Raw genomic sequence first — 24985 nt, 5'->3', positions numbered from 1 at the left:
AATTTACTCTGACGAACGGTACTCTCTCATTTGGGCGACAGGAAGGCAAGGGGCGTGACAGAAGTCTCCGCGGGACTCGGCACGGGCCGTGCGAGCGTCGGCGCCGTTCTCGACTTCGCGTGGAGCGCGGGAGAGTTCACCGCGACGGATGCCATGACGAGCACCTCTCTGACGCGCTCCACCACCATCGATGCGATCGACACCCTGGTCGGCGCGGAAGTGCTGCGCGAGCTCCCCAACGCCCGCATCGCCGGCAGCTACCGGTCAGGACGCCCCGCCAGACGCTTCGTCCTCTCCCCCGATCTCGGCGTCGTCGTCGGGATCGACGCGGGCGACACGCACCTCGCGGTCACCGTCGCCGACCCGCTCGACAAGACGCTCGTGCACCACCGCGTCGCCGTGGACCAGAAGCAGTCGGCTGCCGCCCGCCGCGCCCTCATCATCGAGAATCTGGGCGACGCCCTCGCGGAATCCGGCGCCTCCCGCGATCAGGTGCTCGCCCTCTGCGTCGGCGTCGCCGCGCCGGTCGACCGCGACGGCGTCTCGCCGCCGCACCCCGACGGTTTCTGGGAGCGCACCAACCCCGGTCTCGCCGAGGCACTGCGCGACTGGGCGCCCGTCGTCGAGATCAAGAACGACGCCCAGCTGGCCGCGGTCGCCGAAGGTGCGGTCGGCGCGGCGATCGGATGCCGGGACTACGTCGCCCTGCTCTCGAGCGAACGCTACGGCGGCGGAGTCGTCGTCGACGGCCATGTGCTGCACGGCGCGCACGGGGGAGTCGGCGAAGGCGTCGTGTTCGACCACATCGTCGGCGTCGGCTCCGCCAACGGGCTGCCCTACTCCGTGCAGGACACGGCGCGGGAGATCGTCGCCGCGGAGGAGGCACCGCGTGCCGGCGCTCTCGGTCGCCTCGTCGACGAGGAGCGCATCGACCCGCGCCTCGTGCTGACGCTCGCGGCCTCCGGAGACGCCGATGCGCTGCTCGTGGCCGAGCGCGTCGGCGCCGTGGTGGCCCGCATCGTGGGCGTACTCGGCAGCATGTACGACCCGGCGCGCGTGATCGTGTGCGGGGCCGTGGCCGAGAGCGTCGAACCCGTGCTCGCCGCCGCCCGCCGCATCCTCCCCGAGGAGCTGCACCTGCCCGCACCCGAGATCCTCGCATCGACGCTCGGCGCCGAGGTCGTGTCGGTCGGCGCCGTCGCCACCGCGCGGCGTGCGGCCAGGGAACGGGCCGTCCCCCGCCTCGCCGAACAGCGCCTCACCGCGAGTACGTGACGCGGGACGCTCGCTGCGAGGACAGGCAGACGAGCGAGAACAGGCATCCTGCCGCCCGAGCGGCCTGATCTGAGGTGATCGCCTGCTCCAGCGCGGCCCGGACTCTGACATGAGACCACTCGACGGCTGCAGACGACGTCGGTCCACCTGGGACGTCCAATATCAGTCCACGAGCAGTGCGGTCAGTCCACCAGCAGCGCGGTCAGTCCACGAGCAGCGCGGGCTCCTCGAGCACGGAGGCGACGTCGGCGATGAAGCGGCTCATGCCGTCGCCGTCGATCACCCGGTGGTCGAACGAACCGGCGACCGTGGTCACCCACCGAGGGCGCACCTCGCCGTCGACGACCCACGGCTTCTGGCTGATGGTGCCCATCGCCACGATGCCGGCCTCGCCGGGGTTGATGATCGGGGTGCCAGCATCCATCCCGAACACACCGATGTTCGTGATCGTGATCGTGCCGCCCTGCTGATCGGCCGGCGGGGTCTTGCCCTCGCGCGCCGTGAGCGTCAGACGGTTCAGGGCCCGCGCCAGATCCTTCATGCCGAGGTCCTGCGCGTCCTTGATGTTCGGCACCAGCAGGCCGCGCGGGGTGGCGGCGGCGATACCGAGGTTCACGTAGTGGCGCACGGCGATCTCGGCTCCGGCTTCGGTCTCGATCCAGGCAGCGTTCACCATAGGGGTGCGGCGCGCAGCCCAGATCACGGCGCGAGCCATGATCAGCAGCGGCGAGACCCGGATGTCGGCGTAGTCGGGCGAGGCCTTGAGGCGCTTGACGAGCTCCATCGTGCGGCTGGCGTCGATCTCCTTCCACACCGTCACGTGCGGGGCCGAGTACGCGCTCTGCACCATCGCCGAGGAGGTGGCCTTGCGCACGCCCTTCACCGGGATCGACTCGGTGCGGTCGTCGCCGGCGGCAGAGGGCCGGGTCGCGGTGAGGCCGCGTGCGAGTCCTGCCGGAGCAGCCTGCGGCGCGGGCACGGTCTCCTCGCGCACCGTCCCCCACTCGGGGGTCTCGATGTTGCGGAAGACGCTCGCCTGCGAGGCGTGCTTCATGACGTCGTCCCGGGTGACCTCGCCGTCAGCCCCGGTCGCGGCGACCGTGGTGAGGTCGACGCCGAGGTCGCGCGCGAGCTTGCGGATCGGGGGCTTCGCGATCACACCGACCGAGGAGCGCACGGGACGCTCGGCGGGGCGCTTGCGACGCGAGGTGGCACCGCCGCCCGTGCCGTAGCCGACCAGCACCGAGCCACCACCCTCCTCTGCGGCGGGGGCAGCGGGAGCCTGAGCTGCCGGAGCACCCGCGGCGGGCTCGGTCACGAAAGTGATGATGGGAGTGCCGACCTCGACCGTCGCGCCCTCGTCGACGAGCAGCTCGCCCACCACACCCGCGTACGGCGACGGCAGCTCGACGAGCGACTTGGCCGTCTCGATCTCGCAGACCACGTCGTTGATCGCGACGGTGTCGCCTGGCGCGACCTTCCAGGCCACGATCTCGGCCTCGGTCAGGCCTTCCCCGACGTCGGGGAGGGTGAAGTTCTGCGTGCTCATGACGAGTCCTTTCGGCCGAGCGGGGATGTCAGTAGGCCAGCGAGCGATCGACGGCCTCGAGGATGCGATCCGCATCCGGGAGATACGCGCCCTCGAGCTTCGCCGGCGGGAACGGGGTGTCGTAGCCGGAGACGCGCAGCACAGGAGCCTCGAGCGCGTAGAACGCCCGCTCCATGACGGTCGCGGCGATCTCACCGCCGATGCTTCCGAAGCCCTGCGCCTCCTGCGCGTAGACCATGCGTCCGGTCTTGCGCACCGAGTCGAGGATGGGCTCGTAGTCGACCGGCGACAACGAGCGCACGTCGACGACCTCGCAGCTCGTGCCCTCGGCCTCGGCGAGCGCGGCAGCCTGCAGCAGCGTGGTCACCATCGCACCGTGTCCGACGAGGGTCACATCACTGCCGGTGCGCACGACGCGCGAGGAGTGCAGCGGGACGGCGGAGGCGTCGAGCTCGACCTCGCCCTTCTGCCAGTAGCGACTCTTCGGCTCCATGAAGATCACGGGGTCGTTCGACGCGATCGCCTCCTGGATCATCCAGTACGCGTCGTTGGGCGTCGAGGGCGAGACCACGCGCAGGCCGGGGGTGTGCGCGAAGTACGCCTCCGGGCTCTCCTGGTGGTGCTCGACCGCGCCGATGTGTCCGCCGTAGGGGATGCGGATCACGATCGGCATGCTGATCGCACCCTCGTGCCGGTTGGTGAGCTTCGCGAGCTGCGTGGTGATCTGGTCGAACGCGGGGAACACGAATCCGTCGAACTGGATCTCGATGACCGGGCGGTACCCGACCATCGCCATCCCGATCGCGGTGCCGACGATCCCGGACTCGGCGAGCGGGGTGTCGAGCACCCGCCGGTCGCCGAAGTCGCGCTGCAGGTGCTCCGTGACGCGGAAGACGCCACCGAGCTTGCCGATGTCCTCGCCCATGAGCACGACCTTCGGGTCGTTCTCCATGGCCTTGCGCATCCCCGCGTTCAGCGCCTTGCTGAGCGGCATCGTCTCGAGGGTCACTGCGCTCCTCCTTCGAACGACGTGCTTTCGAACGACGCTTCGTACCGTGCGCGCCAGGCCTTCTGCTCGTCGATCAGCGGATGCGGTTCGCTGTACACGTGGTCGAACATCTTGTCGGCGCTGGGAGAGGTGAGGACGACACTGCGGGCGCGCAGGTCCTCGGCGGCATCCGCGGCCTCGGCCTCGACATCGGCGAACAGCTGCCCCGAGGCCCCGCGGCCTTCGAGGAACGCGCGCATCCGGACGATCGGGTCGCGACCGGCCCAGTACTGCTCCTCGTCGCTGCCGCGGTACTTCGTCGGGTCGTCGCTCGTGGTGTGCGCGCCGAGCCGGTAGGTGACGGCCTCGATCGCCTGCGGACCGTTGCCGGCTCGGGCCTCGTCGAGAGCTGTGCGGGAGACCGCATAGCTGGCGAGCACGTCGTTGCCGTCGACCCGGACGCTCGGGATGCCGTAGCCGGCGCTGCGCTGCACCAGCGGAACACGCGACTGCGTGGACACCGGCACCGAGATCGCCCACTGGTTGTTCTGCAGGAAGAAGACGGTGGGCGCCTGGTAGCTCGCGGCGAAGACCATCGCCTCGTGCACGTCGCCCTGGCTGGAGGCGCCGTCGCCGTAGTAGGTGATGACGGCTTCGTCACGCTCGACGTCGCCGGTGCCGGTGCGGCCGTCGAAGACGAGGCCCATCCCGAAGCCGGCCGCGTGCAGCACCTGCGAGCCGAGCACGAGCGTGTACAACCGGGTGTTGCCGTTCTTGGGGTCGGTGGGGTCCCACCCGCCGTGCGAGACGCCGCGCATCAGCTTGATGATGTCGACCGGGTCGACGCCACGGATGCGGGTGACGGCGTGTTCACGGTACGAGGGGAAGATCGTGTCCTGGGCACGAGCCGCACGACCGGAGCCGACCTGCGCCGCCTCCTGCCCACGGCTCGGCGGCCACAGCGCCAGCTGCCCCTGCCGCTGCAGGTTGGTCGCCTGGGTGTCGATCGCGCGGATGACGACCATGTCCCGGTAGAACTGCTCGAGCTCCGCATCGCCGATCGCCTCGATCAGCGGAAGATATCGCTCGGCGGCGGCGGACGGCGCGTACCGTCCGGTCTCGTCCAGAACGCTCACAAGGGGTGTCTCGGGGGTGCTCACGGTCTCACGCTACCGGCGTCGGCATGCCCCGTCACGCATACCTAGGACGCCCTCGTAACTGCCCGGGATCCGGAGAAAACCGCGGGAAACCGCCCGAAGCCGGCCGAGACGACGGTTCAGCGGGCCGAGGCGGCGACGTCGAGCACGCGGCCGATCGACGCTTCCTCACCGACGGAGATGCGGATGCCGGCGCCGGAGAACGGACGGACGATGAGGTCGTTCTCGACGAAGGCGGCGGCCACCTCGTCGGTGCGCTCTCCTGCGGGCAGCCAGACGAAGTTCGACTGGGAGTCGGGGACGTCCCAGCCCTGCGCGCGGAGACCCTCCACGAGGCGGCCTCGTCGCTCGACGATCACGGCGACGCGCTCCAGGAGCTCGGGTTCGGCATCCAGGCTCGCGATCGCGGCGTTCTCGGCAGCAGATGTGACCGAGAGCGGGATACCGGTGGTGCGGGCGGCGTCGAGCACCTTCTCGTGCCCGATCGCATAGCCGACACGGAGGCCGGCGAGACCGTAGGCCTTCGAGAAGGTGCGCAGCACCACCACGTTCGGGTGCCGCTCGAACACGCGCTCGGCGAGACCGTCGATCGCGTCGGGCGCCGTCACGAACTCGGCGTACGCCTCGTCGAGGATGATCAGGATGTCGTTCGGGACACGCTCGACGAAGGCGGCGAACTCGGCCGACGTGATGATCGGACCGGTCGGGTTGTTGGGCGTGCACAGGATGATCGCGCGGGTGCGGTCGGTCACCGCATCCGCCATCGCGTCGAGGTCGTGGCGGGAGTCGGCGGTGAGCGGCACCTGCACGCCGGTCGCCCCGGCGACGAGCGGGAGGCTCGGGTACGCCTCGAAGGAGCGCCAGGCGTAGACGACCTCGTCGCCCACCGACGCGGTCGCGAGGATCAGCTGATGCAGGATCGAGACACTGCCGGAGGCGACGTGCACCTGGTCGGGCTCGACGCCGTAACGGGCACCGAGCCGCTCGCGCAGCCGGCCGGCCGTGGCATCCGGGTAACGGTTGATCGGCGTCGTGCCCTGCAGCGCTTCGAGCACCGACGGGAGCGGATCGAACGGATTCTCGTTGCTCGAGAGCTTGAACGCGTCCGGCCCTGCCTGCTTGCCCTGGCGGTACGGCGCGAGAGCGGCGATGGCGGGACGGATGCGGGGCAGGATCGGCTCGGTCACGAGGTCGAGTCTACGAGGGGCACCAGGCGGCGGGCTCGGACGCGGCCTATCGAGGCGTGACGGGTGATGATACCATTCTGGTATGGCGATGACGGTGCGACTCCCGGAAGAACTCGATGCGCAGCTCGAGGCGATCGCGCGCGCCCGGCATACTTCGAAGCATGCGGTGATCATCGAGGCGGCGGCGCGGTTCGCGAACAGCGAGTCGAAAACAGACCGCGTGCTCTCGATCGCCGACGAGGTGACCGAACGCTACGCCGAGACCCTCAAGCGACTCGAAGACGCCTGAGCGATGGCGACGGAATACATCGAGCCGGAGCAGGCCCTCGCCCTGATAGCGAAACTCGGACTGCACGTCCGTGACGAGGGGTTGCTCTTCTCCGCGCTCGCTCGCCCCTCAGCGGGGATGTTCGGAGTCGATGCCTATCCGTCCTTCGCAGAGAAGGCCGCGGCGCTGATCAGTTCGGTCGCACAGAACCACGCGCTGTTCGACGGAAACAAGCGGATCTCCCTGTACCTCACGTTCATCTTCATCCGACTCAACGGATACGAGGTGACGTTCACGAACGACGAGGCATTCGACTTCGTTCTCGACGTCGCGCAGAGCCGTTTGGATCTGAACCAGATCGCACAGGTCATCACCGCACACATCGTGGAAGACACGGCAGGCTGACACCGTCGGGTGTCCGTGGGACACTGGTCGGACTATGCGCTTCATCATCCGCGTCGTCGTCAATGCCTTCGCCCTCTGGGTCGTCACGCTGATCCCTGCCCTGCAGGTCGTGATCACCGCCTTCCCGCCCGGCGAGACGCTGCAGCTGGTGCTGACCCTGCTCGCGGTGGCCGCGATCTTCGCGCTCGTGAACACGATCATCGGCACGGTCGTGAAGATCGTCGCCTTCCCGCTCTACATCATCACGTTCGGGCTGATCGGCTTCCTGATCAACGGGTTCCTGCTGTGGCTGACCGCGTGGATCACGAGCGGCTTCGGCTGGGGTCTCACGGTCGGGGACTTCTGGTGGGGCGTGCTCGCCGCGCTCATCATCTCGATCATCAACGGCCTCTTCGGCTTCATCCTGCGCCCGCAGAGCAAGCGCCAGCGCCGCGACTGAGCCTGCGCCTCACGCCCGCGAGTCGAGGCGAAGCGGACTGATCTCGGCCAGGAACGCGAAGTCACGATCGTCGTGCAGGAGCGACAGCCCGCGACGGATCGCGACGGCGGCTATCAGGCAGTCGGTCATGCTGCGGATCGGATGCCCGTTGACCGCGGAAGCCCGGTAGAGCTCCGCCGCATCCCGGAAGTCGGTCATCGGGGCGAGGGGAGCGAGGAGAAGCCCGTTCGCGAGCGCCTCCACACGTGCGAGCTCCCGGGGCTTCCGCGCGCCGGCCAGCAGCTCCATGATCACGGGCTCCGTGATCGCGAGTTCCGCGCCGGAGCCGATCAGACGGTCAAGACGATCGACGACCGGGGTGTCGACGCCCCGGAGGTAGGCGATCCAGGCGGAGGAATCGACGAGGATCACTCGGTGCTCCACGCGGCCGGAGGGTCGGCGCGCATGTCGTCGAGGTCGCCGCTCCACCCGGTGCCCTTCAGCCCGAGGAGGAACTCTTTCGTGAGAGGAACCCCGACCAGACGGCGAAGGGCGAGATCGACGGCTTCCTTCTTCGTGGAGAGGTCGTACCTGCGCATGACCTCTCGGACGAGATCGTCGTCGAGGTCGATATTCGTACGGGACATACACACACGGTACACCTCGGATACACCAGCCATCCCGGTCATCCCGTCCTCTCGGCGTGGAACTCGATGCGCTCGATCTCCACGGCCTCGCCGAGCTCCTTCCAGTACTCGTCGACGGCCTCGGCACGCGGATCATCCGATGCGTCCAGCATCTCCGCCGTCTCGATGTACGCCTCGAGGCTGTGGGCCTGCAGCATCAGGTCCTGCATGCCGTCATGCGGGTCCCCTTCGCGCGAAGCCGTGAAGCTGTCGGGTGATCCCGTACCCGCAGCGGAACCTCCTGCGGCGAGCGACGACACGACATCGTCGGTGTGGCGGAGCTGGATCAGGGTCTGATCATCTCCCAGCGTCGGCTCGGTGGGGCTCCCCGCGGTCATCTGCATCGACACGTCGAACTCGCTCTCCATCGCGAGGTGGGCGGCGATCATCCCACCTTGGGAGTAAGCCACGACGTCGACCTGATCGCCCGGCTTCGCCCCCGTCGCGGACAGTGCGTCGACCGTGGCCTGATACGACGCGGACGCACGGCCCTGATAGAGCTCGGTGTTCGACTTCATGTCCCACGGTTCCGCTTCTCCGGCCTGCCACGGGAGCGAGTTGTGCGTGCCGGAGATGTACGCCACATAGCGGGTGGCACCGCCCGCCATGGTGTACTTCTCGACTGCCACCTGAGCCCCCGCTCCGGGCATCCGTCGAAGCGCGGCGGCGGAGCCCTGCGGCGCGCTCGGAGTCGACGACTTCACGGGTGTCACCCGCACGGGGTCGGCCGTCCCTTTCAGCGTCAACCCCGGTCGGACCTTCCCGAGCCCCGACCCGACACCGACCAGCACGCCGGCGGCGAAGAGCGGGGAGAGCGCTCCCCCCAGGTCGTACTGCTCGTCGAGCCCGTCGAAGCGATGCTCCTCCCAGTGCGCCGTCAGCCAATCCGCCATCGTCCCGAGCCGCTCATCATCCGCGATCAGCGTGTCGAGCCGAACCCGGGCCGCGTCCGACGCCGCCGCGTCGGTGAGGGCGAGCAGCTCCGCCCGCGCCCGCAGCTCGACCACCTCGAACGCATCCGCCATGAGCAGCGTCCCCGTGCAGGCGTTCTCGATCTCCGCCTGCAGGGCGCCGAGCCGCTCGCCGCTCCGCTGCAGCGCACCGACATCGACGTGCAGCGCCGTTTCCGCAGAGGAGGAGACGAGCGCCAGGGCGCGATCGATCGCCTCCCGAGCTTCCTCGTACCGCCATGCAAGCCTCCGCAGACGAGCGCCGAGCTCCCGCAGCTGCTCGGTGTCGACGGCGATCGCCCCGCCGTGATCGATCTCCAGGTCCTCGTCACCCGCCGACGCCCGCGCGCTCGCGCTTACGCTCATCTCGCACCTCCTGCCCCCAGCTCCCACTGCCTCACCTCGAGGTCGCCGATCTCTCTTCCGGTGTCGTCGCGCAGCCGCGCGAGCAGCTCGTTCAGCGCACGGAAACCCTCGGATCGCCAGCAGGAGGCGTCGACGAGCGATACCAACGTCGCGCGCGTCTCCTGCAGCGTCGACATCGCATCCTCGACCTCGCGACGCGCCATGATCCGCCCCCACCCGGGAGAGGAGGCGACGGACTGGTCAGGCGCGAACGAGTACATGGCCCCAGCATCCGGGATCGCCGACGTCTCGCCCCGACAGGGACGCGCAACCGGTGGAGAGGGAGGGGCTCTCTCCGGGTGTGCAGGGATCGCGCGGGACGCGCGTGCTGTGCAGGAGGGCCGAGGCCGGGCAGAATGTATCTGTGACATCCCCGGATCCCTTCCGCGTGATCTTCGTCTGCACGGGGAACATCTGCCGCTCTCCCATGGCCGAGGTCGTCTTCCGCGACCTCGCCGAAAGGCAGGGACTCGGCCCCCGCATCGTCTCGCGCAGCGCCGGAACCGGCGACTGGCATCTCGGCGAGCGCGCCGACCACCGCACGATCGACTCGCTGGCCCGTCGCGGCTACGACGGCTCCCAGCACCGCGCCCGCCAGTTCACGGCGGCGGCGTTCGCGGACAACGATCTCGTCGTGGCCCTCGATCGCACGCACGAGCGCATCCTGCGGGAATGGGCGCACGATGAGGACGAGGAGGGCAAGGTCACGCTGCTGCTCGCCTTCGACCCGAACGCCTCGACCCACGACGTGCCCGACCCCTACTACGCGGGCGCGGAGATGTTCGATTCGGTGCTCGGTATGATTGAGGCGGCGACTCGGGGCCTGTTCCGCCAGCTCGAACCCGCTCTGCGTCTCCCCCGCACGCCCCGCATCTGAGGGGCCCGATCAGGAGGACTCCCCTGACTTTCCAGCCCTCGCTCCCGCCGCAGCCCCTGAGCCCTCTCGACGGTCGCTACCGCGGCGCCGTCACCGGTCTCGCCGACTTCCTGTCCGAGGCGGGCCTGAACCGGGCACGCGTCGAGGTCGAGGTCGAGTGGCTGATCGCGCTCACCGACCGGTCGCTGTTCGAGACGTCCCCGCTGTCGGACGCCGACAAGGATCGCCTGCGCGCCCTCTACCGCGACTTCGGGCAGGCCGAGATCGACTGGCTCTCCGAGAAGGAAGCCGTCACCCAGCACGACGTGAAGGCGATCGAGTACCTCGTGCGCGACCGCCTGTCGACGCTGGGTCTCGACGCGATCGCCGAGCTCACGCACTTCGCCGCCACGAGCGAGGACATCAACTCCGCCTCCTACGCCCTCACCGTCAAGCGCGCGGTCGAGGAGGTCTGGCTCCCGGCCCTCGACACCGTGATCGCGAAGCTGCGCGAGCTCGCGGTCGAGCACGCCGACGCCCCGATGCTCTCCCGCACGCACGGCCAGCCCGCCACGCCCTCGACCATGGGCAAGGAGATCGCGGTCTTCGCCTGGCGCCTGGAGCGCGTGCGCGGCCAGATCGCCGCCTCCGAGTACCTGGCGAAGTTCTCCGGCGCGACCGGCACCTGGTCGGCGCACCTCGCGGCCGACCCCGACGCCGACTGGCCCACCATCGCCCGCGAGTACATCGAGGGCCTGGGGCTCGGCTTCAACATCCTCACCACCCAGATCGAGTCGCACGACTGGCAGGTCGAGCTCTACGACCGCGTGCGTCACGCCGGCGGCATCCTGCACAACCTCGCCACCGACATCTGGACCTACATCTCGCTCGGCTACTTCGCGCAGATCCCGGTCGCCGGCGCCACCGGCTCGTCGACGATGCCGCACAAGATCAACCCGATCCGCTTCGAGAACGCCGAAGCAAACCTCGAGATCTCGAGCGCCCTGCTCGCCTCGCTCGGCCAGACGCTCGTCACCAGCCGCCTGCAGCGCGACCTCACCGACTCGACCACGCAGCGCAACATCGGCGTCGCATTCGGGCACTCGCTGCTCGCACTCGACAACCTGCGCCGCGGCCTGAATGCGATCTCGCTCTCGCGCGACGTGCTGCTGGCCGACCTCGACGTGAACTGGGAGGTGCTCGCCGAGGCCATCCAGACCGTCATCCGCGCCGAGGTCGTCGCCGGCCGATCCACGATCACCGACCCGTATGCCCTGCTCAAGGAGCTGACCCGCGGTCACCGGGTGGGCGCCGCAGACCTCGCCGCCTTCGTCGAGGGTCTCGAGATCGGCGACGCGGCCAAGCAGCGCCTGCTCGCCCTGACCCCGGCCACCTACACCGGCATCGCGGAGCGGCTCGCGAAGTAGGAAGCAGCACGCTCGACGTCGGGCCCGCACCGCGAACAGGTGCGGGCCCGACGTCGTCTCCGGGACGCGCGCGGCTCAGGGCGTCGCGAAGACCTCGCTGAGCACACGACCCTCCGCGCCCGACGGCGCATCGATCCCCAGGAGCGCCGCGACCGTGGGAGCGATGTCGACGTGCCGCGGGGACGAGGCGACCTCGTGCGGGCGCACCCCCGCTCCGGCCAGCACCAGCGCGGTGCGGGCCGTGCGCGAGGTGCCGTGCACACCGGACACCCCGTCGGAGGGGGCGGCACCGAGACTCCACCCCTCTACCGGCTCGATCACGAGCTCGCCGTACTTCGCCGACATGTGCATGGCGCTCTGCTCGGCCTCGTCGTAGACCTCGGAGATGCCGGGCATCGCGGCGACGGCAGCCTCGATGATCGCGGCGGCGTCGGGATCTCCAGCCGCGTCGCCCACCAGATGCAGTGAGCCGACACCGCCGACCACGATGACCGCGTCGGTCCCCGGCTGGGGTGCCTGCCCGGGGTTCAGCATCTCGGGCTGATAGCCGGTGGCGGAGATCGCCGCGAGCAGCTCATCGCGCAGCCCCTGCGTGAACGTCTCCATCCCGTGGTCGCCCGTCACGACGAACGCGGTGCGTCCGAAGATGCCCGCATCCTTGGTCGCCTGGACGATCCTGCCGATCTGCGCGTCGACCTCCGCGATCGCGGCCGGCATCCCCGGTGCGTCCTGCCCGTCCGCATGGCCGAGGGCATCGAGCTTGTCGCAGTACACCGCCATCAGATCGGGGATCCCCTGCATCTGCACCGGCACACCGGCGCTGACCACGGGGCGCCCCTCCAGCACCGCGATGACATCGTCGGCACGACGGGCGCAGTCTCCACCCGGCTGCGTGTACAGCCCCGCGGCGTCGCCGAACGCGACGCCGTGGTTCTGCACGATGAACCATTGGGACGACAACACCGTGCCGCCCTGGTCTCGGACGGCCTGAGCGATCGTGGGCACGGCCAGGTCCCGCTGCTGCCCCACGGCGACACCGCCCACGGGGTCGTACCAATACGCCGCATTGCCGTGCGACGCCGGCCACGCACCCGTCGCGATCGACGACCACGACGGATTGGTGATCGAGGTCATGACCCCGGTGGATTCGCTGATGCCGCCATGATTCGCCAGGGCCTTCAGGTGAGGCATCGCGGCGCCGTCGAGGTAGTCGATGTCGAGGCCGTCGAGCGCGATCAGCACGACATGGTCGGCGCGGGGGTGGGTCGCTCCGTGCCCCGCCGTCGCCTCGCCGGCCAGGGAGGCAGCGGCCGGGGAGGCAGCGGCCGGGGAGGCAGCGGCCGGGCCCGCTCCCAGCGCGCCGACCGCCAGCGTGGACGCGGCGAGCAGGGCGCCTCCTACCGCCGCGAAACGGGTCCTTCGTGTCGTCGTGGGCCTGGCCATCGTCGTTCTCCTCGCATCAGTCGTCCCGCCGGTCGTCGTCGACCCGCTGCGCTCGACGGTGTCCGCTCCTCGGGATGCGGATCAAGGTCTCGGCCGCGCACTGCAAGGAATCGCCGGTTGCACCGGCGGAGATGACGGATTCCCGCACCATGCCGCACGGCGGTCCGCGTCCCGCTTCCCGCGTCCCGCTTCCCGCGTCCCGAGTCCCGAGTCCCGAGTCCCGCGAGAAGACCGTCGCGCGTCGGATGACGAATTCTTGCGCGAGGGCCGATCCACCTATCGAAACCTCCCAATCCCGAGCAGAGAGATGGCGGCCGATCCCCATTCGCGATGGGGTGCTCCTCACAGCCCACGACGAAGAGGAGCGCACATGGATCACGCAGGACCGAGCCGGATGCCGACGAGCATGCCCCTGACCAGGCGAGGATTCCTCGGCCTCTCGGCCGCGGGCGTCGTGATCGGCGCGACAGGCTGGGGTCCGTGGCCCGGTGGCGGTGTGGGCGCCGCGGAGGCCGGTGAAGAGCCGTTGCGTTTCATCGTCCTCACCGACACCCATGCCAACGAGGACGAAGGGGAGCGCATGGCCAATCTCCGCCGCGTCTTCGCCGCCATCGAGGGAGAGGATCCCGCGTTCGTGCTGCACTGCGGGGACATCACCGACTACGGAAGCGACGAGTCGTTCTCGGCCTACCGCGATCTCGTCCCCGCATCCCTCTGGGATCGACTCCGGCACGTGCCGGGCAACCACGAGATCCGCTGGGACACGAGTGCCCGCCGACGATTCCAGCGATGGTTCGGACCCACCAGCTACGGCTTCGACGCCGGCGGCGTGCACTTCATGGCGCTCGACCCGACGCAGCTGCTGCAGGAGCCCGGCCTGTTCGGCGATGATCTCGCCGCACTCGAGCAGGAGTTGCGCGAGGTCGGCGATCGCCCCTCGATCCTGTTCCTCCACTACCCCCTCGGCGGTCAGAACTACTTCGTCGACGACACCGACGCGCTGCTGCGCACGATCGACCCCTTCCCCGTGCGCGGCATCTTCGCGGGACACCTCCATCGCAACGAGGTCGACCGCTTCAACGGGCTCACGCAGGTCACGGCGATCACGGCGAGGCCCGGTCCGTTCTTCCTGCGCGTGACCGAGAAGTCGGATGAGCACGGGCGCGCACTGCGGGTCGAGCACGTCTCCCTGGGCGCCACCGATTCCGAGCCGCCGACGGTCGCCGTGCTGACCGAGATCCCGCTGACTCCACCGGCGGACGCCCTCGAGGCCATCCGCGTCAGCTCGCGCCCCGGCGCCGAGGAGGTGGCGCTCACCGCGATCCCGAGCGCGCTCGCGACCGCGGTCGACGCCCGGCTCCACCCCCAGGCCGTGTTCGGGACGACGGACGACGGCGCGTGGACCCCTCTCGAACGACGCGGACGATCCTGGCACGGCGCCGTCGACCGGAGGGGGGTCGCACCGGGGCGACACCGGATGCAGGTGCGAGCCTCGGACGCGACCGGCGACCGCCGACAGGAGTGGGTCGACATCGAGCTGCCCGGCCCCACACGCTCGCGTCCCTCGTGGGAGCTGGAACTCGGCGGCCAGCTGCAGGGCGCTCTCGCGGCATGGGGATCGACGGTGATCGCATGCTCGACGTCCGGCCGCGTGGAGGCCGTGGAGGTCCGCGGTCGCCGCCGGCCCCGGACCCTGTGGACGGCGGATGCCGGGGCCGTCCACCGTGGAGCGGCTTTCGCCGCCGGCGGCGAGCGGGTGATCGTGCCGAGCGCCGACGGCCGCCTGCGGGCGCTGGACGCCCGACGGGGAGGCACGGCATGGACGAGCAGCTTCGAGAAGCCCGTGTTGACGACACCGCTCGTCGTCACGATCGACGGCGGAGACGAACGCATCCTCGTCAGCGCCGAGGACACCCTCCGCTGTCTGGACCTGACGGGGGCGACGCTGTGGGAAGCACCCGTGCCCGTGCGCACGGCCGGGCGCGCGGCGTCCGATGGCGAGCGGGTGTACGTCGGAGCAGGCGACGGCCGCGGCTACGCCTACGACCTGCGCACCGGCGCCGTCCTCTGGTCGGTCCTCACCACCACCCGCCCCGACAGGTACCGACAGCTCATCTACGGCCCGTGGGTCGACTGGGTGGAGGTGCTCCCCACGGGAGCCGTGCTCTTCAGCACGGTCACGGAGGGCATCGCCGTCGATCCGCGCACCGGGGTGGAGATCTGGCGCACGCCCGGGAGCTACGTCTTCGCCCCGTCCGTCCCGGTGGCGGACGGCGGCGTGCTCCTGACGTCCGAATGGGGCGTGGTGACGGTCGTCGACCCGGCCACAGGGGTGCAGCGGTGGAGCGCGCAGGCGGTCCCGCGGGTGTTCGACGCCGGCCCGGTTCTCCACCCCCGCACCGGTGCGGCCTGGCTCGTGTCGGTCGGGGGACTGCTCGCCGAGATCCAACCGAGCACGGGTGCGGTGACCGTCGACCGGCAGCTGTTCACCGCCCACACGTTCTCGACGCCCGTGATCGTGGAGGACCATCTGATCGTGGCCGCCCAGGACGGCGTGCTCCGCGGATTCACGATCTGACGGCTCGGGTGCCGGGCGCCTCCGCCCCGTCGCGGAAGCGCCCGGCGCGCTTGACCGAGCGCAGCGCGACGGCGACGTCGGCATGCTGGAGCCCCGGGAGGCCGCCGATCGTGGCGGAGATGAACTCGTAGAGCGCGGCGTCCGACCCCAGCGCGACCTCGCCGCAGAGGTTCCGGTCACCGGTGGTCGCGGCGATCATGAGCATGGACGGATGCTGCGCGAGCATCTCGCCCGCCCTGCCCAGCTGGGTGGGGTTCACGCTCAACGAGATGAAGGCGTTCACCGGCAGCCCGACGCCCTCCGGCTCCACCACCGCCCGCATCCGCAGAGCGCCGGAGGCGAGCATCGACTCGGTGTGGCGGCGCACGGTGACCGGGCTGGCGTCGCACAGCTCGCCCAGCTGCTGCCAGCCGAGCCTGCCGTCGACCGCGAGGGCGTCCGCGATCCTCTCATCGAGCGCATCGAGCCGCACCGACTGCCCGGGGAGCGGATCCTGCCAGGGATCGAGGCGCTGCGAGCGCAGCTGCGCGGCGATCTCCTCAGGAAGCAGCTCGGGCAGCCAGCTGTGCGGTGTCGCGAACCGGCGTACGACCTGGTTGCTCCACACGGCCAGCACCCCGTCCAGCGAGGGGAGCTGCTCGAGCGTGATCGCGAGCAGGTGATCGTTCGAGGTGTAGTTGATCTCCGCGATGCAGTCGACGCTCCCGGTCACCAGCTTCACCGATCCGCACTCCGGCCACGCCGCCAGGCGCTGTGCCGACCTGTTGCCGTCGCCGGGGCGACACCGCAGCCGGACGAACATCGACCGCGATCGGCCCGTCGCCTCACCGTCGAGCACACCGATCACACGAACCGAACCCTCACGGATCAGCCGGGCCACCCGACGCGACGCCGTCGCCTCCGAGGTGAAGGCGGCGTCGCTGATCTGAGAGTTCGTCGCACGCGGGTTTGCGAGGAGTGCGCCGACGATGCGCCGATCGAGATCATCCACGGATCGGAGCTTATCCTCACTTCAACCGCAGGGATAGACGATTCCTTGCATACGAGTGGGCCATCTCACGGGGATCACTCGTTTCACGGGAGGATTGCAGAACCACCTCGGCACCGCCGCCCGGTGGGTCTCCCCCGGCGCCACGCGCCACGACTCGAGGAGTGTTGACTTGACCCGATCGTCAGCGCCGCGCATCGCGGCCCCTCTCGCGGCACTCGCCGCACTGTCCCTGCTCGCCGGATGCTCCGCCCCCGCGGACACCCCGGCGACCGAAGACCAGAGCATCGTGTTCTGGACGCCGCAGACCACTCCGGAGCGGCTCGCCGCGCAGGAGGAGATCGCCGCCGCCTTCACCGAGAAGACCGGGATCGAGGTCGAGGTCGTGCCGATGGCCGGCGCCGACCAGGATCAGGCGCTCGTGACGGGCGCCGCAAGCGGCGACGTGCCGGACGTGATCCTCCACGCGTCGACGCAGACCGGCGCCTGGAGCTCGCAGGGGCTGCTCGACGCCCAGGCCGCCACGGCCGCGGTCGACGCCCTCGGACCCGACACCTTCAACGCGAACGCGCTCGACGCCGTGACCATCGACGGCGAGATCTCCGCCGTTCCCAGTGACGGCTGGTCGCACGTCATCGCCTACCGCACCGACCTTCTCGAGAAGGCGGGGGTCGATGTGCCCACGTCGGTCGAGGAGCTCGCCGAGGCGGCGACGACGGTGAAGGAGAAGCTCGGCATCACCGGGCTCGCGTTCGGCACGCAGGCCGGCACGGCGTCGGCGACGGAGGGCATCCAGTCGCTCTTCCAGAGTGCCGGCTGCGAGCTCGTGACCGACGGCGAGGTCACCATCGACTCCGACGCGTGCACCGAGGCCGCAGAGCAGTTCCTGACCCTGCGGAACTCGTCCACGGCCGGGGACTTCGACGTCACCAGCGCCCGTGCCGCCTACATGAACGGCGACGCGGCGATGCTGCTGTTCTCCACCCACATCCTCGACGAGCTGGCAGGCCTCGACTCGGCGACGCCGGCCACCTGCCCGGAGTGCGCGGCCACGCCGACGTTCCTCGCGGACAACACCGACTTCGTCACCGTGCTCGGCGACGAGCCGCGGCAGTACGGGGCGATCCTCAGCTACGGGATCCCCACCGGCGCCCACACGGAAGCGGCCCAGGAGTACATCGAGTACGTGCTCGACGAGGGCTACACCGACACGCTGGGCGTCGCCACCGAGGGGCGCGTGCCCCTGCGCAACGGCACGGCCGACGACCCCGAGGCCTTCGCCTCGGCCTGGGGTGGACTGGGCATCGGCCCGGCCCACGACCGCACCTCGGCCGAGATCTACGGCGACGACTTCGTCACGAAGATGAGCGAGGGCATCAACTCGCTCTACCTGTGGGGCATGGGCACGGACGACGCGACGCTCGCCGGCCTGGTGTTCAGCCAGGGCGTGCTCGCCAACCAGATCGAGCAGCTCTACAACGGCTCCTCCCCCGCCGACGTGACCGCCGCCATGAAGGCGGCCGTCGAGGAGGTCCAGGCGGGGCTGTGAGCACGGCACCTCTCCGAAACCGTCGGGAGCGGCACACCCGCCGCTCCCGACGGGACGACCGCAACGGACTCCTGCTCACCGCCCCGACCTTCCTCGTCATCCTGCTGGCGTCGATCATCCCGCTCCTGCTCGTGATCGTCTTCGCCTTCAGCGAGATCCGACTCGTCGACATCCCCCGTCTCGGCACGGAACCGATCGACTGGACCCTCGACAACTTCCGACGCGCGATCGAGAACCCGTCGTTCTGGCGCGCGCTGGGCACGACCCTCCTCTACTCGACACTCACGATGATCGGCTCCGTCGGCGTCGGTCTGGTGCTGGCCCTGGCGCTGCGAAGCCCGTTCCGAGGCAGAGGGATCGTGCGGGCGCTGCTGCTCGTGCCGTATGTGCTCCCGCTGATCGCCGCGGTCACGATCTGGCAGACGATGCTCAATCCGCAATACGGGATCGTGAACGCGTTCGGCCGCGAGGTGCTGGGATGGGATCAGGCGATCGGCTTCCTCAACACGTCGTCGGCCGAGGTCTTCGGCGTTCCGGTGCCGCTCTCGCTGCTGGTGGTCGTGGCCTTCGAGATCTGGACGTCCGCGCCGCTCGCGTTCCTCTTCCTCACCGCACGCCTGCAGGGCGTCTCCCCCAGCATCGAGGAGGCGGCGGCGCTCGACGGGGCGAACCGCATGCAGATCCTCTGGCGCATCGTCATGCCCCAGCTCAAGGGCGTCATCCTGCTGCTGTGCCTGCTGCGGTTCATCTGGACCTTCCAGAGCTTCAGCGAGGTGTACCTGCTCACCGAGGGCGCCGGCGGAACGCAGCTCATGGCGCTCAAGGTCTACACGGAGCTCGTCACCCGCGCCGACATCGGCAGCGCCTCCGCGTACGGACTACTCATGTCGGTCGTGCTGATCGCGCTGCTCACCGTGTACGTCTTCGCCACCCGCAGAAAGGTCGACACCGAATGACCCGTCGTCGCTCGCCGCTGCGTCCGCGCCCCGCCGCGATCGTGGGCCGGACCATCCTCATCACCGTCGCCCTCCTGTTCGCGATCGGCCCGGTGCTGTACGGCTTCCTCCTGTCGGTGCGTCCGTACTCCTCGATCGTGCAGGCGCCGCTGGACCTGTTCCCCGCCCTCGATGAGCTCGACTTCTCCGGCTACACCACGGCCATGCTCGATCCCGAGCAGGGCGGATTCGGCCTGGGCCGGTTCGTGCTCAACTCGCTCCTGGTGGGGCTCGGCACCGTGGTCCTGTCGATCCTCGTCTCGATCCTCGGCGCCTATGCCGCCGCACGGCTGCGGTACCGCGGCCGTCGCGGGATGAATGCGATCATCCTCGCCGTCTATCTGTTCCCCGGGATCGTGCTCTCGGTGCCGCTCTTCGTGCTCCTCGCCAGGGCGGGCCTCACGGGTTCGCTCGTCGGACTGTTCCTCGTCTATGTCGCGACCACCGTCCCGGTGTCGATCTACATGCTGCGCAACTACTTCCAGGCGCTGCCGGAGAGCGTGGAGGAGGCCGCCATCGTCGACGGGGCCTCGCTCCCGCAGATGCTGCGCAGCGTCGTGCTGCCCATCGCCCTGCCCGGGGTCGTCGCGACCTCGATCTACGTGTTCATGATCGCGTGGAACGAGTACTTCTACGCGCTGCTGTTCCTCGTGCGCGATCGCGCGCAGTGGACGGCGCCGCTCGGCATCTCGCAGCTGGCCGACTTCAACGTCCCCGTCACCGTGCTGCTGTCCGGATCCATCGCGGTGACCGTCCCCATCGTCATCCTCTTCTTCCTCGCGCAGCGCTATCTCGTCGAGGGACTGACGGCAGGAGCCGAGAAATGAGCACGCCAGACAGACCGCAGCGCATCGTCATCATCGGTGCGGGCGGACGCGGTCGCGACGCCTACGGGCGGTGGGCGCTGGAGCACCCCGATCGCGCCAGGATCGTGGCGGTCGCCGACCCGGTCTCGGAACGGCGCTCGGCACTGGCGGCCGCGGCGGGAGGCGCCCGCACGTACGAGGACTGGCGCGAGGCCGTCGCCGATCTCGCGGTCCTCGAAGCCGACGCGGTGGTCATCGCCGTGCCGGACGCCCTGCACGTCGACGTGGCGATCGCCGTCGCCGACGCGGGGCTGCCATTCCTGCTCGAGAAGCCGGCCGCACCGGACATCGACGAGCTGCGACGACTCGCCGATCACGCCCGCCGCACGTCGTCGGCGCTCGCGATCGGCCACGTCCTGCGCTTCACGCCGTTCTGGAGGTCGGTGAAGCGCATCCTCGATTCGGGTGCCATCGGCCGCATGATCACGCTGGAGATCCGCGAGAACGTCGGCTACTGGCATTTCGCCCACTCCTACGTGCGGGGGAACTGGCGAAGCAGCACGACGTCGGGTCCGATGGCGCTGACGAAGACCTCGCACGACCTCGACATCATCCGCTGGCTGGTGGGCGCAGCGCCCGAGAACGTCTACAGCATCGGTGAGCTGAGCTGGTTCCGTGCCGAGAACGCGCCCGCCGGGGCCCCGGAGTTCTGCGTGCAGGGCTGCCCCGTGGCCGACAGCTGCCCCTTCTTCGCTCCCCGGTACTACGTCGACGCGCTCGCCGACGTGACAGGGCACCCGGTGCATCTGCTCGGCGACGACGTCTCTCCCGCCGGCCGCATGAAGGCGCTGCGCGACGGCGACTACGGGCGCTGCGTGTTCCGCAGCGACAACGATGTGGCCGACCACCAGCAGACGACGATGCGGTTCCCCCGCGGCGTGACGGCCACCCTCACGGCCTCGGCCTTCACCGCCGAGAACACCCGCAACATCACGATCACCGGTTCGGCCGGTCAGCTGTCGGGGCACATGGAGAGCGGCGAGATCGTCGTGGACCTGTTCTCGCCCGCCGGTCGGATGCCGGAGGGACTGCCGCTGGACGCGCATGAGGTCAGCCCGAAATCCGTGCTGGCGCACGAGCGCCACACCCTGCGCGTGGCACTGCCCAACCCCGACCTCGGCGATCATGCCGGTCATGGCGGTGGAGACGCCGGTCTGATGGCCGCATTCGTCGAGGCCGTGCGGCAGGGCGTGGTCGGCACGGGAGAGCTCTCCTTCGAGACGGCTCTCGACAGTCACCTCATGGCGTTCGGCGCCGAGGAGTCCCGTCGCTCCGGTACACCGATCGACTTCGCCTCCTGGGCCGCGCAGATCGCTCTGCCGCTCGACGAGGGAGTCCGCGGATGACGGATCGGATGGTGTCGGCAGTGCTCGCGCTCGTGGAGCGCATCGGCGCCGATCCGACGCACGTACGGGTGGAGGTGGTGCAGGCGGAAGGCGCGCACGCCGCGGTCGCCGGCTTCGAGGCCCGCGACGGGATGCTCACCCTGCGCGGCAGCGACGTGCCGTCGGCGGCGAGCGCCTTCGCCCGCTACCTCCACAGCCAGGGACGTCGCCTGACCTGGGAGGCTCCGCGACTGCAGCCGACCTGGGCACGATGGCCGGACGCCCCGCCGACGGAGGCGAACACGCCGTTCGCCGTCCGGTATCACCTGAACGTCGTGACGCACGGCTACTCCACGCCGTACTGGGACGAGGAGCGGTGGGAGCGCGAGCTGGACTGGATGGCCCTGCACGGGGTGACGCATCCGCTCGTCCTGACCGGGTACGAGTCGGTGCTGGCGGAGACCCTCCGCCGCGCGGGAGTGGATGATGCCGCCGCACGGGCGTGGGTCGGAGGCGCCGCGCACCTGCCGTGGATGTCGATGGGCGGCATGCACGACTTCGGCGGCCCGCTCCCCGCACGCTGGGACGAGCGGAGGATCGCTCTCGCACGTCGCATCCTCGCACGCGCCCGGGAGCTGGGGATGACGCCCGTGCTGCCTCTGCCGGGCGGGCACGTCCCCCGCTCCCTGGCGGGTCCGGAGGCACCCGAGATCGAATGGCAGGGCTGGCGCACCCCCCTGCTCGATCCGGCCTCCCCCGCGTTCGCACGGTTCATGGAGCTCTTCCTCGACACCCAGCGCGCGCTGCTCGGCGACCCCGGACCCGCGCCGGTGTTCGCCGTCGACCCCTTCATCGAGTCGCTGCCCCCGTCGGGCGAGCCCGCCGACCTCGCCGCGGCGGGCGCCGGGGTGCACAGCGCCATCGCTGCCGTGCATCCGCAGGCCACCTGGCTCCTGCAGGGGTGGCCGTTCCACTACCACCGCCGGTTCTGGACGCCGGAGCGGGTCGAGGCGTATCTCTCTCGCGTCCCGCACGAGCGGCTCCTCCTGATCGACCTGTGGGGCGAGCACGCGCCCATGTGGCGTGAGGGTATGCACGGGCGCCGCTGGATCTGGACAGCCGTGCACAACTTCGGGGGACGCTTCGCGCTCTTCGGAGACCTGCGCGGGCTGGCCCGCGACGTGGGCGAGCTGATCGAGTCCCACCCCGACCGGTTGGAGGGCATCGGCGTCGCACCCGAGGCCATCGAGAACAACACCGTGTTCTACGAGGCGGCCTCCGACCTGGTCTGGGGGCCGATGGACGTCGACGCGTGGCTCGCCGACTTCGCCGTCCAGCGGTACGGCGTGGAGGACGAGTCGGCCCGAGAAGCGTGGCGACTGCTCGGCGCCACGCTCTACGGACCCGGCCGCACGCGATCGATCCCCTCCCCGGTGATCGCCCGCCCCTGGAGCGCGAGGGCGCCGTTCGCCACCCAGCGGCTCGCGGGTGAGGCGCTGCCTGCGGGGCCCGCTCGCATGTCGGCCAACATCGACGCCGAGAACGATCCCGCGGTGCTGGGCGACCTCCCCACGATCACGCGCGCCGCACAGCTGCTGCTCTCCCTGGGCGACCGCGCCGTCTCGCGCGACTCTCTGGAGAGGGACGTGGTCGAACTGACCGGGCACGTGCTCGCGCAGAGCACCCGCTACCGGATCCGCGGCGTCCTCGAGGCCTTCGCCACGGGGGATGCCTCCGCACTGCGACGCCATGGAGCCGATCTGCACGAGGATCTGCTCGCCCTCGATCGACTCGCCGCCACGCGGAGCGACTCGCGGGTGTCGACCTGGATCGACCAGGCGCGTTCGTGGGGCGACACCCCCGATGAACGCGAGGCGATGGAGCGGGATGCGCGCAGTCTCATCTCGGTCTGGGGCCACCAGTCCAGTGGGCTGCACGACTACTCCGGCCGGCACTGGGCGGGATTGATCCGCGACCTCTACGCTCCTCGCTGGGCGACCTGGGTCCGGTGGATGGCGGAGGCGGTGGAGCGGCGCGCGGTGCCGGACGAGGCTGTGCTGCACCGCTCGATCATCGCGATCGAGGAGGAGTGGAGGGACGGCAGCGGCTCGGACGACGCCTCGTCCGCCGACCCCCTCGACGTCGCGGCCGTGATCCTCGCTACGCGCGCATCTCTCCCGAGTGCGTCTCCACCTCGTCCTTCGGCATGAATGCGGCCGCGATCAGGGTGAGCACGGCGGTCACGGCGACGGCGACGAACACCCACACGGAGGCGTGGATGATGGTGTCGGGATCGTCAGGACCCGCTCCCTGTGCGATGACGGCGTTGGAGATCGCACCGAACACGGCGACGCCCACGGCGCTGCCCGCCGAGCGCGCGAACGCGTTCATCCCGGTGACGGCTCCGCGCTCGCCCCAGCCCACCGAGGCCTGAGCGGCGATCAGCGTCGGCGCCGCACTCCACCCGAGGCCGAACCCGAGCAGGAACGCGATCACCGCGACCACGTACGGGTTGGGCCAGGAGGCGACCGATGCGAGGGTGATCGCGGCGACCGTCGTGATGCTCATGCCGATCAGCGTGGTGCGACGGAAGCCGATGCGCAGGTACAGGCGTCCCACGTTCGCGGCGGCGAGCGGCCAGCCGAGAGTGAGCGCGGCGACGGCGAGACCCGAGAGCAGTGGGGCGATGCCGGTGGACCCCTCGAGGTAGGCCGGCGCGAAGCTGGTGACGCCGAGCATCAGGGCCCCGATGCCGAGCGACACGATCGTGGTCGTGAGGATGAGCCGTCGGGCGGCGAGGCGCAGGTCGACGATCGGCTCGACGGCGCGGCGCTCGACGAATCCGAAGGCCGCCAGCGCGACGACGCCGATGCCGAAGCAGAGCGCGCTCTGCGCAGAGAGCCATGCCCACGCGTTCCCGCCCTCGAGCATGCCGAGGATGAGCGCGGTCAATCCGATCGTGAGCAGCACGGCACCCGCATAGTCGATGCGGTGCCGCTGCGTCTGCCTCTGCTCCTTGTAGTTGCGCAGCAGCATCCATCCGGCGATCAGACAGAGCGGGATGTTCACCCAGAAGATCCAGCGCCAGGCGTCGAGCTGGGCGAAGACGCCACCCAGCGCCGGCCCCACGACCGACGAGATCGCCCAGACGCTCGCGATGTAGCCCTGCACCTTCGCCCGTTCGGCGACCGTGTAGATGTCGCCGACGATCGTCATCGACATCGGGGCGACGGCTCCGGCGCCGAGACCCTGGACGATGCGGAACGCGATCAGCGCCGGCATGCTCCACGCGAACCCGCAGAGGACGGAGCCGAGGAGGAACAGGGCGATGCCGAGGATGATGATCGGCTTGCGGCCGACCGTGTCGGCGAACCGCGAGTAGATGGGGACGCTCACGGCCTGCGCCAGCAGATACACCGAGAACAGCCACGGGAACTGCTGATAGTCGCCGAGGTCCCGCACGATGCTGGGCACGGCGGTCGCCAGGATCGTGGCATCGATCGCGATGAGGCCGGTGGCGAGCATCAGCGCGCCGAGGACGGGTCCCCGCTCCGACCGTAATCCGATGGAGGCGCGGTCGACGGAGGCAGTCACTACAGGGACAAGCCGTTCCGCCGCGGCGATATTCCGGAGAATGCCGGAAGGCTGCGGGATGCCGGTCCCGTGTCGA

General features: G+C 70.0%; 23 protein-coding genes. 12 read left to right on the top strand and 11 right to left on the bottom strand.

Going from position 1 to position 24985, the window contains the following annotated elements; all coding sequences use genetic code 11:
- The first annotated feature begins 54 nt into the window (after positions 1 to 54).
- Positions 55 to 1275: an ROK family protein gene (locus tag CQ042_RS04540; protein WP_105669132.1), complete on the top strand. Its 1221-nt coding sequence runs from the start codon at positions 55 to 57 to the stop codon at positions 1273 to 1275.
- Between the two features lie 202 nt (positions 1276 to 1477).
- On the opposite strand, the gene CQ042_RS04535 is transcribed toward CQ042_RS04540, so the two are convergent.
- The 4 genes from CQ042_RS04535 to CQ042_RS04520 all read right to left on the bottom strand — a co-directional run bounded on the left by CQ042_RS04535 (position 1478) and on the right by CQ042_RS04520 (position 6156).
- Entirely contained in the window at positions 1478 to 2824 is a 1347-nt protein-coding gene (locus CQ042_RS04535; protein WP_105669130.1) for a dihydrolipoamide acetyltransferase family protein, read from the bottom strand.
- A gap of 28 nt (positions 2825 to 2852) precedes the next feature.
- Positions 2853 to 3818, bottom strand: a complete 966-nt coding sequence (locus tag CQ042_RS04530) for an alpha-ketoacid dehydrogenase subunit beta (protein WP_181157449.1) — start codon at positions 3816 to 3818, stop codon at positions 2853 to 2855.
- 11 nt (positions 3819 to 3829) lie between these two features.
- A complete protein-coding gene (locus CQ042_RS04525) occupies positions 3830 to 4972 on the bottom strand; it encodes a thiamine pyrophosphate-dependent dehydrogenase E1 component subunit alpha (RefSeq protein WP_105669126.1) in 1143 nt (380 codons plus the stop codon).
- Between the two features lie 116 nt (positions 4973 to 5088).
- Positions 5089 to 6156, bottom strand: a complete 1068-nt coding sequence (locus tag CQ042_RS04520) for a histidinol-phosphate transaminase (protein WP_105669124.1) — start codon at positions 6154 to 6156, stop codon at positions 5089 to 5091.
- Positions 6157 to 6238: 82 nt separating this feature from the next.
- Between CQ042_RS04520 and CQ042_RS04515 the strand changes: the two genes are divergently transcribed.
- The 3 genes from CQ042_RS04515 to CQ042_RS04505 are packed head-to-tail and all read left to right on the top strand — an operon-like array spanning position 6239 to position 7268.
- On the top strand, positions 6239 to 6445 hold the full coding sequence (locus tag CQ042_RS04515; RefSeq protein ID WP_055866625.1) for a ribbon-helix-helix protein, CopG family: 207 nt from the start codon (positions 6239 to 6241) through the stop codon (positions 6443 to 6445).
- 3 nt (positions 6446 to 6448) lie between these two features.
- Positions 6449 to 6829 (top strand): type II toxin-antitoxin system death-on-curing family toxin, encoded by a 381-nt coding sequence (locus tag CQ042_RS04510; protein WP_105526034.1) that lies wholly within the window; start codon positions 6449 to 6451, stop codon positions 6827 to 6829.
- A gap of 34 nt (positions 6830 to 6863) precedes the next feature.
- The gene (locus CQ042_RS04505) at positions 6864 to 7268 is read left to right on the top strand and encodes a phage holin family protein (RefSeq protein ID WP_105669122.1); all 405 of its coding nucleotides are present in this window, start codon (positions 6864 to 6866) and stop codon (positions 7266 to 7268) included.
- Between the two features lie 9 nt (positions 7269 to 7277).
- Here CQ042_RS04505 and CQ042_RS04500 read toward each other — a convergent pair whose 3' ends face one another.
- From CQ042_RS04500 to CQ042_RS04485, 4 genes are read right to left on the bottom strand one after another with little or no spacing between them, the layout of a single operon-like run.
- Complete coding sequence (locus CQ042_RS04500) at positions 7278 to 7679, bottom strand: PIN domain nuclease (protein WP_181157436.1); 402 nt, start codon at positions 7677 to 7679, stop codon at positions 7278 to 7280.
- On the bottom strand, positions 7676 to 7894 hold the full coding sequence (locus tag CQ042_RS04495) for a type II toxin-antitoxin system VapB family antitoxin (RefSeq protein WP_105669118.1): 219 nt from the start codon (positions 7892 to 7894) through the stop codon (positions 7676 to 7678). Before CQ042_RS04495 ends, CQ042_RS04500 begins: the two co-directional genes overlap by 4 nt.
- 38 nt (positions 7895 to 7932) lie before the next feature.
- Positions 7933 to 9249, bottom strand: a complete 1317-nt coding sequence (locus tag CQ042_RS04490; RefSeq protein WP_105669116.1) for a hypothetical protein — start codon at positions 9247 to 9249, stop codon at positions 7933 to 7935.
- On the bottom strand, positions 9246 to 9509 hold the full coding sequence (locus CQ042_RS04485; protein ID WP_105669114.1) for a hypothetical protein: 264 nt from the start codon (positions 9507 to 9509) through the stop codon (positions 9246 to 9248). The genes CQ042_RS04490 and CQ042_RS04485 overlap by 4 nt, the downstream gene beginning before the upstream one ends.
- Positions 9510 to 9715: 206 nt before the next feature.
- Here CQ042_RS04485 and CQ042_RS04480 point away from each other — a divergent pair, with 206 nt between their 5' ends.
- Together CQ042_RS04480 and purB are read left to right on the top strand one after the other, a co-directional pair.
- The gene (locus CQ042_RS04480) at positions 9716 to 10165 is read left to right on the top strand and encodes a low molecular weight protein-tyrosine-phosphatase (protein WP_374954460.1); all 450 of its coding nucleotides are present in this window, start codon (positions 9716 to 9718) and stop codon (positions 10163 to 10165) included.
- A 23-nt stretch (positions 10166 to 10188) separates the two neighbouring features.
- A complete protein-coding gene (gene purB / locus CQ042_RS04475) occupies positions 10189 to 11571 on the top strand; it encodes an adenylosuccinate lyase (protein WP_105669112.1) in 1383 nt (460 codons plus the stop codon).
- Positions 11572 to 11646: 75 nt separating this feature from the next.
- Here purB and CQ042_RS04470 read toward each other — a convergent pair whose 3' ends face one another.
- Positions 11647 to 13014, bottom strand: a complete 1368-nt coding sequence (locus tag CQ042_RS04470; RefSeq protein WP_105669286.1) for an alkaline phosphatase family protein — start codon at positions 13012 to 13014, stop codon at positions 11647 to 11649.
- 370 nt (positions 13015 to 13384) lie between these two features.
- Between CQ042_RS04470 and CQ042_RS04465 the strand changes: the two genes are divergently transcribed.
- The gene (locus CQ042_RS04465) at positions 13385 to 15592 is read left to right on the top strand and encodes a PQQ-binding-like beta-propeller repeat protein (protein WP_181157434.1); all 2208 of its coding nucleotides are present in this window, start codon (positions 13385 to 13387) and stop codon (positions 15590 to 15592) included.
- Here CQ042_RS04465 and CQ042_RS04460 read toward each other — a convergent pair.
- Complete coding sequence (locus tag CQ042_RS04460) at positions 15582 to 16583, bottom strand: Lrp/AsnC family transcriptional regulator (protein WP_105669109.1); 1002 nt, start codon at positions 16581 to 16583, stop codon at positions 15582 to 15584. The two genes, CQ042_RS04465 and CQ042_RS04460, sit on opposite strands and share 11 nt — an antisense overlap.
- A gap of 169 nt (positions 16584 to 16752) precedes the next feature.
- Between CQ042_RS04460 and CQ042_RS04455 the strand changes: the two genes are divergently transcribed.
- The 5 genes from CQ042_RS04455 to CQ042_RS04435 are packed head-to-tail and all read left to right on the top strand — an operon-like array spanning position 16753 to position 23525.
- On the top strand, positions 16753 to 18129 hold the full coding sequence (locus CQ042_RS04455; protein ID WP_181157433.1) for an ABC transporter substrate-binding protein: 1377 nt from the start codon (positions 16753 to 16755) through the stop codon (positions 18127 to 18129).
- Positions 18126 to 19085: a carbohydrate ABC transporter permease gene (locus CQ042_RS04450; protein ID WP_105669107.1), complete on the top strand. Its 960-nt coding sequence runs from the start codon at positions 18126 to 18128 to the stop codon at positions 19083 to 19085. Before CQ042_RS04455 ends, CQ042_RS04450 begins: the two co-directional genes overlap by 4 nt.
- Complete coding sequence (locus CQ042_RS04445; RefSeq protein WP_105669105.1) at positions 19082 to 19951, top strand: carbohydrate ABC transporter permease; 870 nt, start codon at positions 19082 to 19084, stop codon at positions 19949 to 19951. Before CQ042_RS04450 ends, CQ042_RS04445 begins: the two co-directional genes overlap by 4 nt.
- Complete coding sequence (locus CQ042_RS04440; RefSeq protein WP_105669103.1) at positions 19948 to 21336, top strand: Gfo/Idh/MocA family protein; 1389 nt, start codon at positions 19948 to 19950, stop codon at positions 21334 to 21336. The genes CQ042_RS04445 and CQ042_RS04440 overlap by 4 nt, the downstream gene beginning before the upstream one ends.
- Positions 21333 to 23525, top strand: a complete 2193-nt coding sequence (locus tag CQ042_RS04435; RefSeq protein ID WP_105669101.1) for an alpha-N-acetylglucosaminidase — start codon at positions 21333 to 21335, stop codon at positions 23523 to 23525. Before CQ042_RS04440 ends, CQ042_RS04435 begins: the two co-directional genes overlap by 4 nt.
- Here CQ042_RS04435 and CQ042_RS04430 read toward each other — a convergent pair.
- Complete coding sequence (locus CQ042_RS04430; protein WP_105669099.1) at positions 23476 to 24909, bottom strand: MFS transporter; 1434 nt, start codon at positions 24907 to 24909, stop codon at positions 23476 to 23478. The genes CQ042_RS04435 and CQ042_RS04430 overlap by 50 nt on opposite strands.
- Between the last annotated feature and the right edge of the window lie 76 nt (positions 24910 to 24985).

Origin of the sequence: Microbacterium sp. MYb62 (genome assembly GCF_002979475.1) — a bacterium.
In the GTDB taxonomy this organism is placed as follows: Bacteria; Actinomycetota; Actinomycetes; order Actinomycetales; family Microbacteriaceae; genus Microbacterium.
Note: the sequence above shows the minus strand (reverse complement) of the source record. Positions and strands in the feature narration are given on the sequence as shown.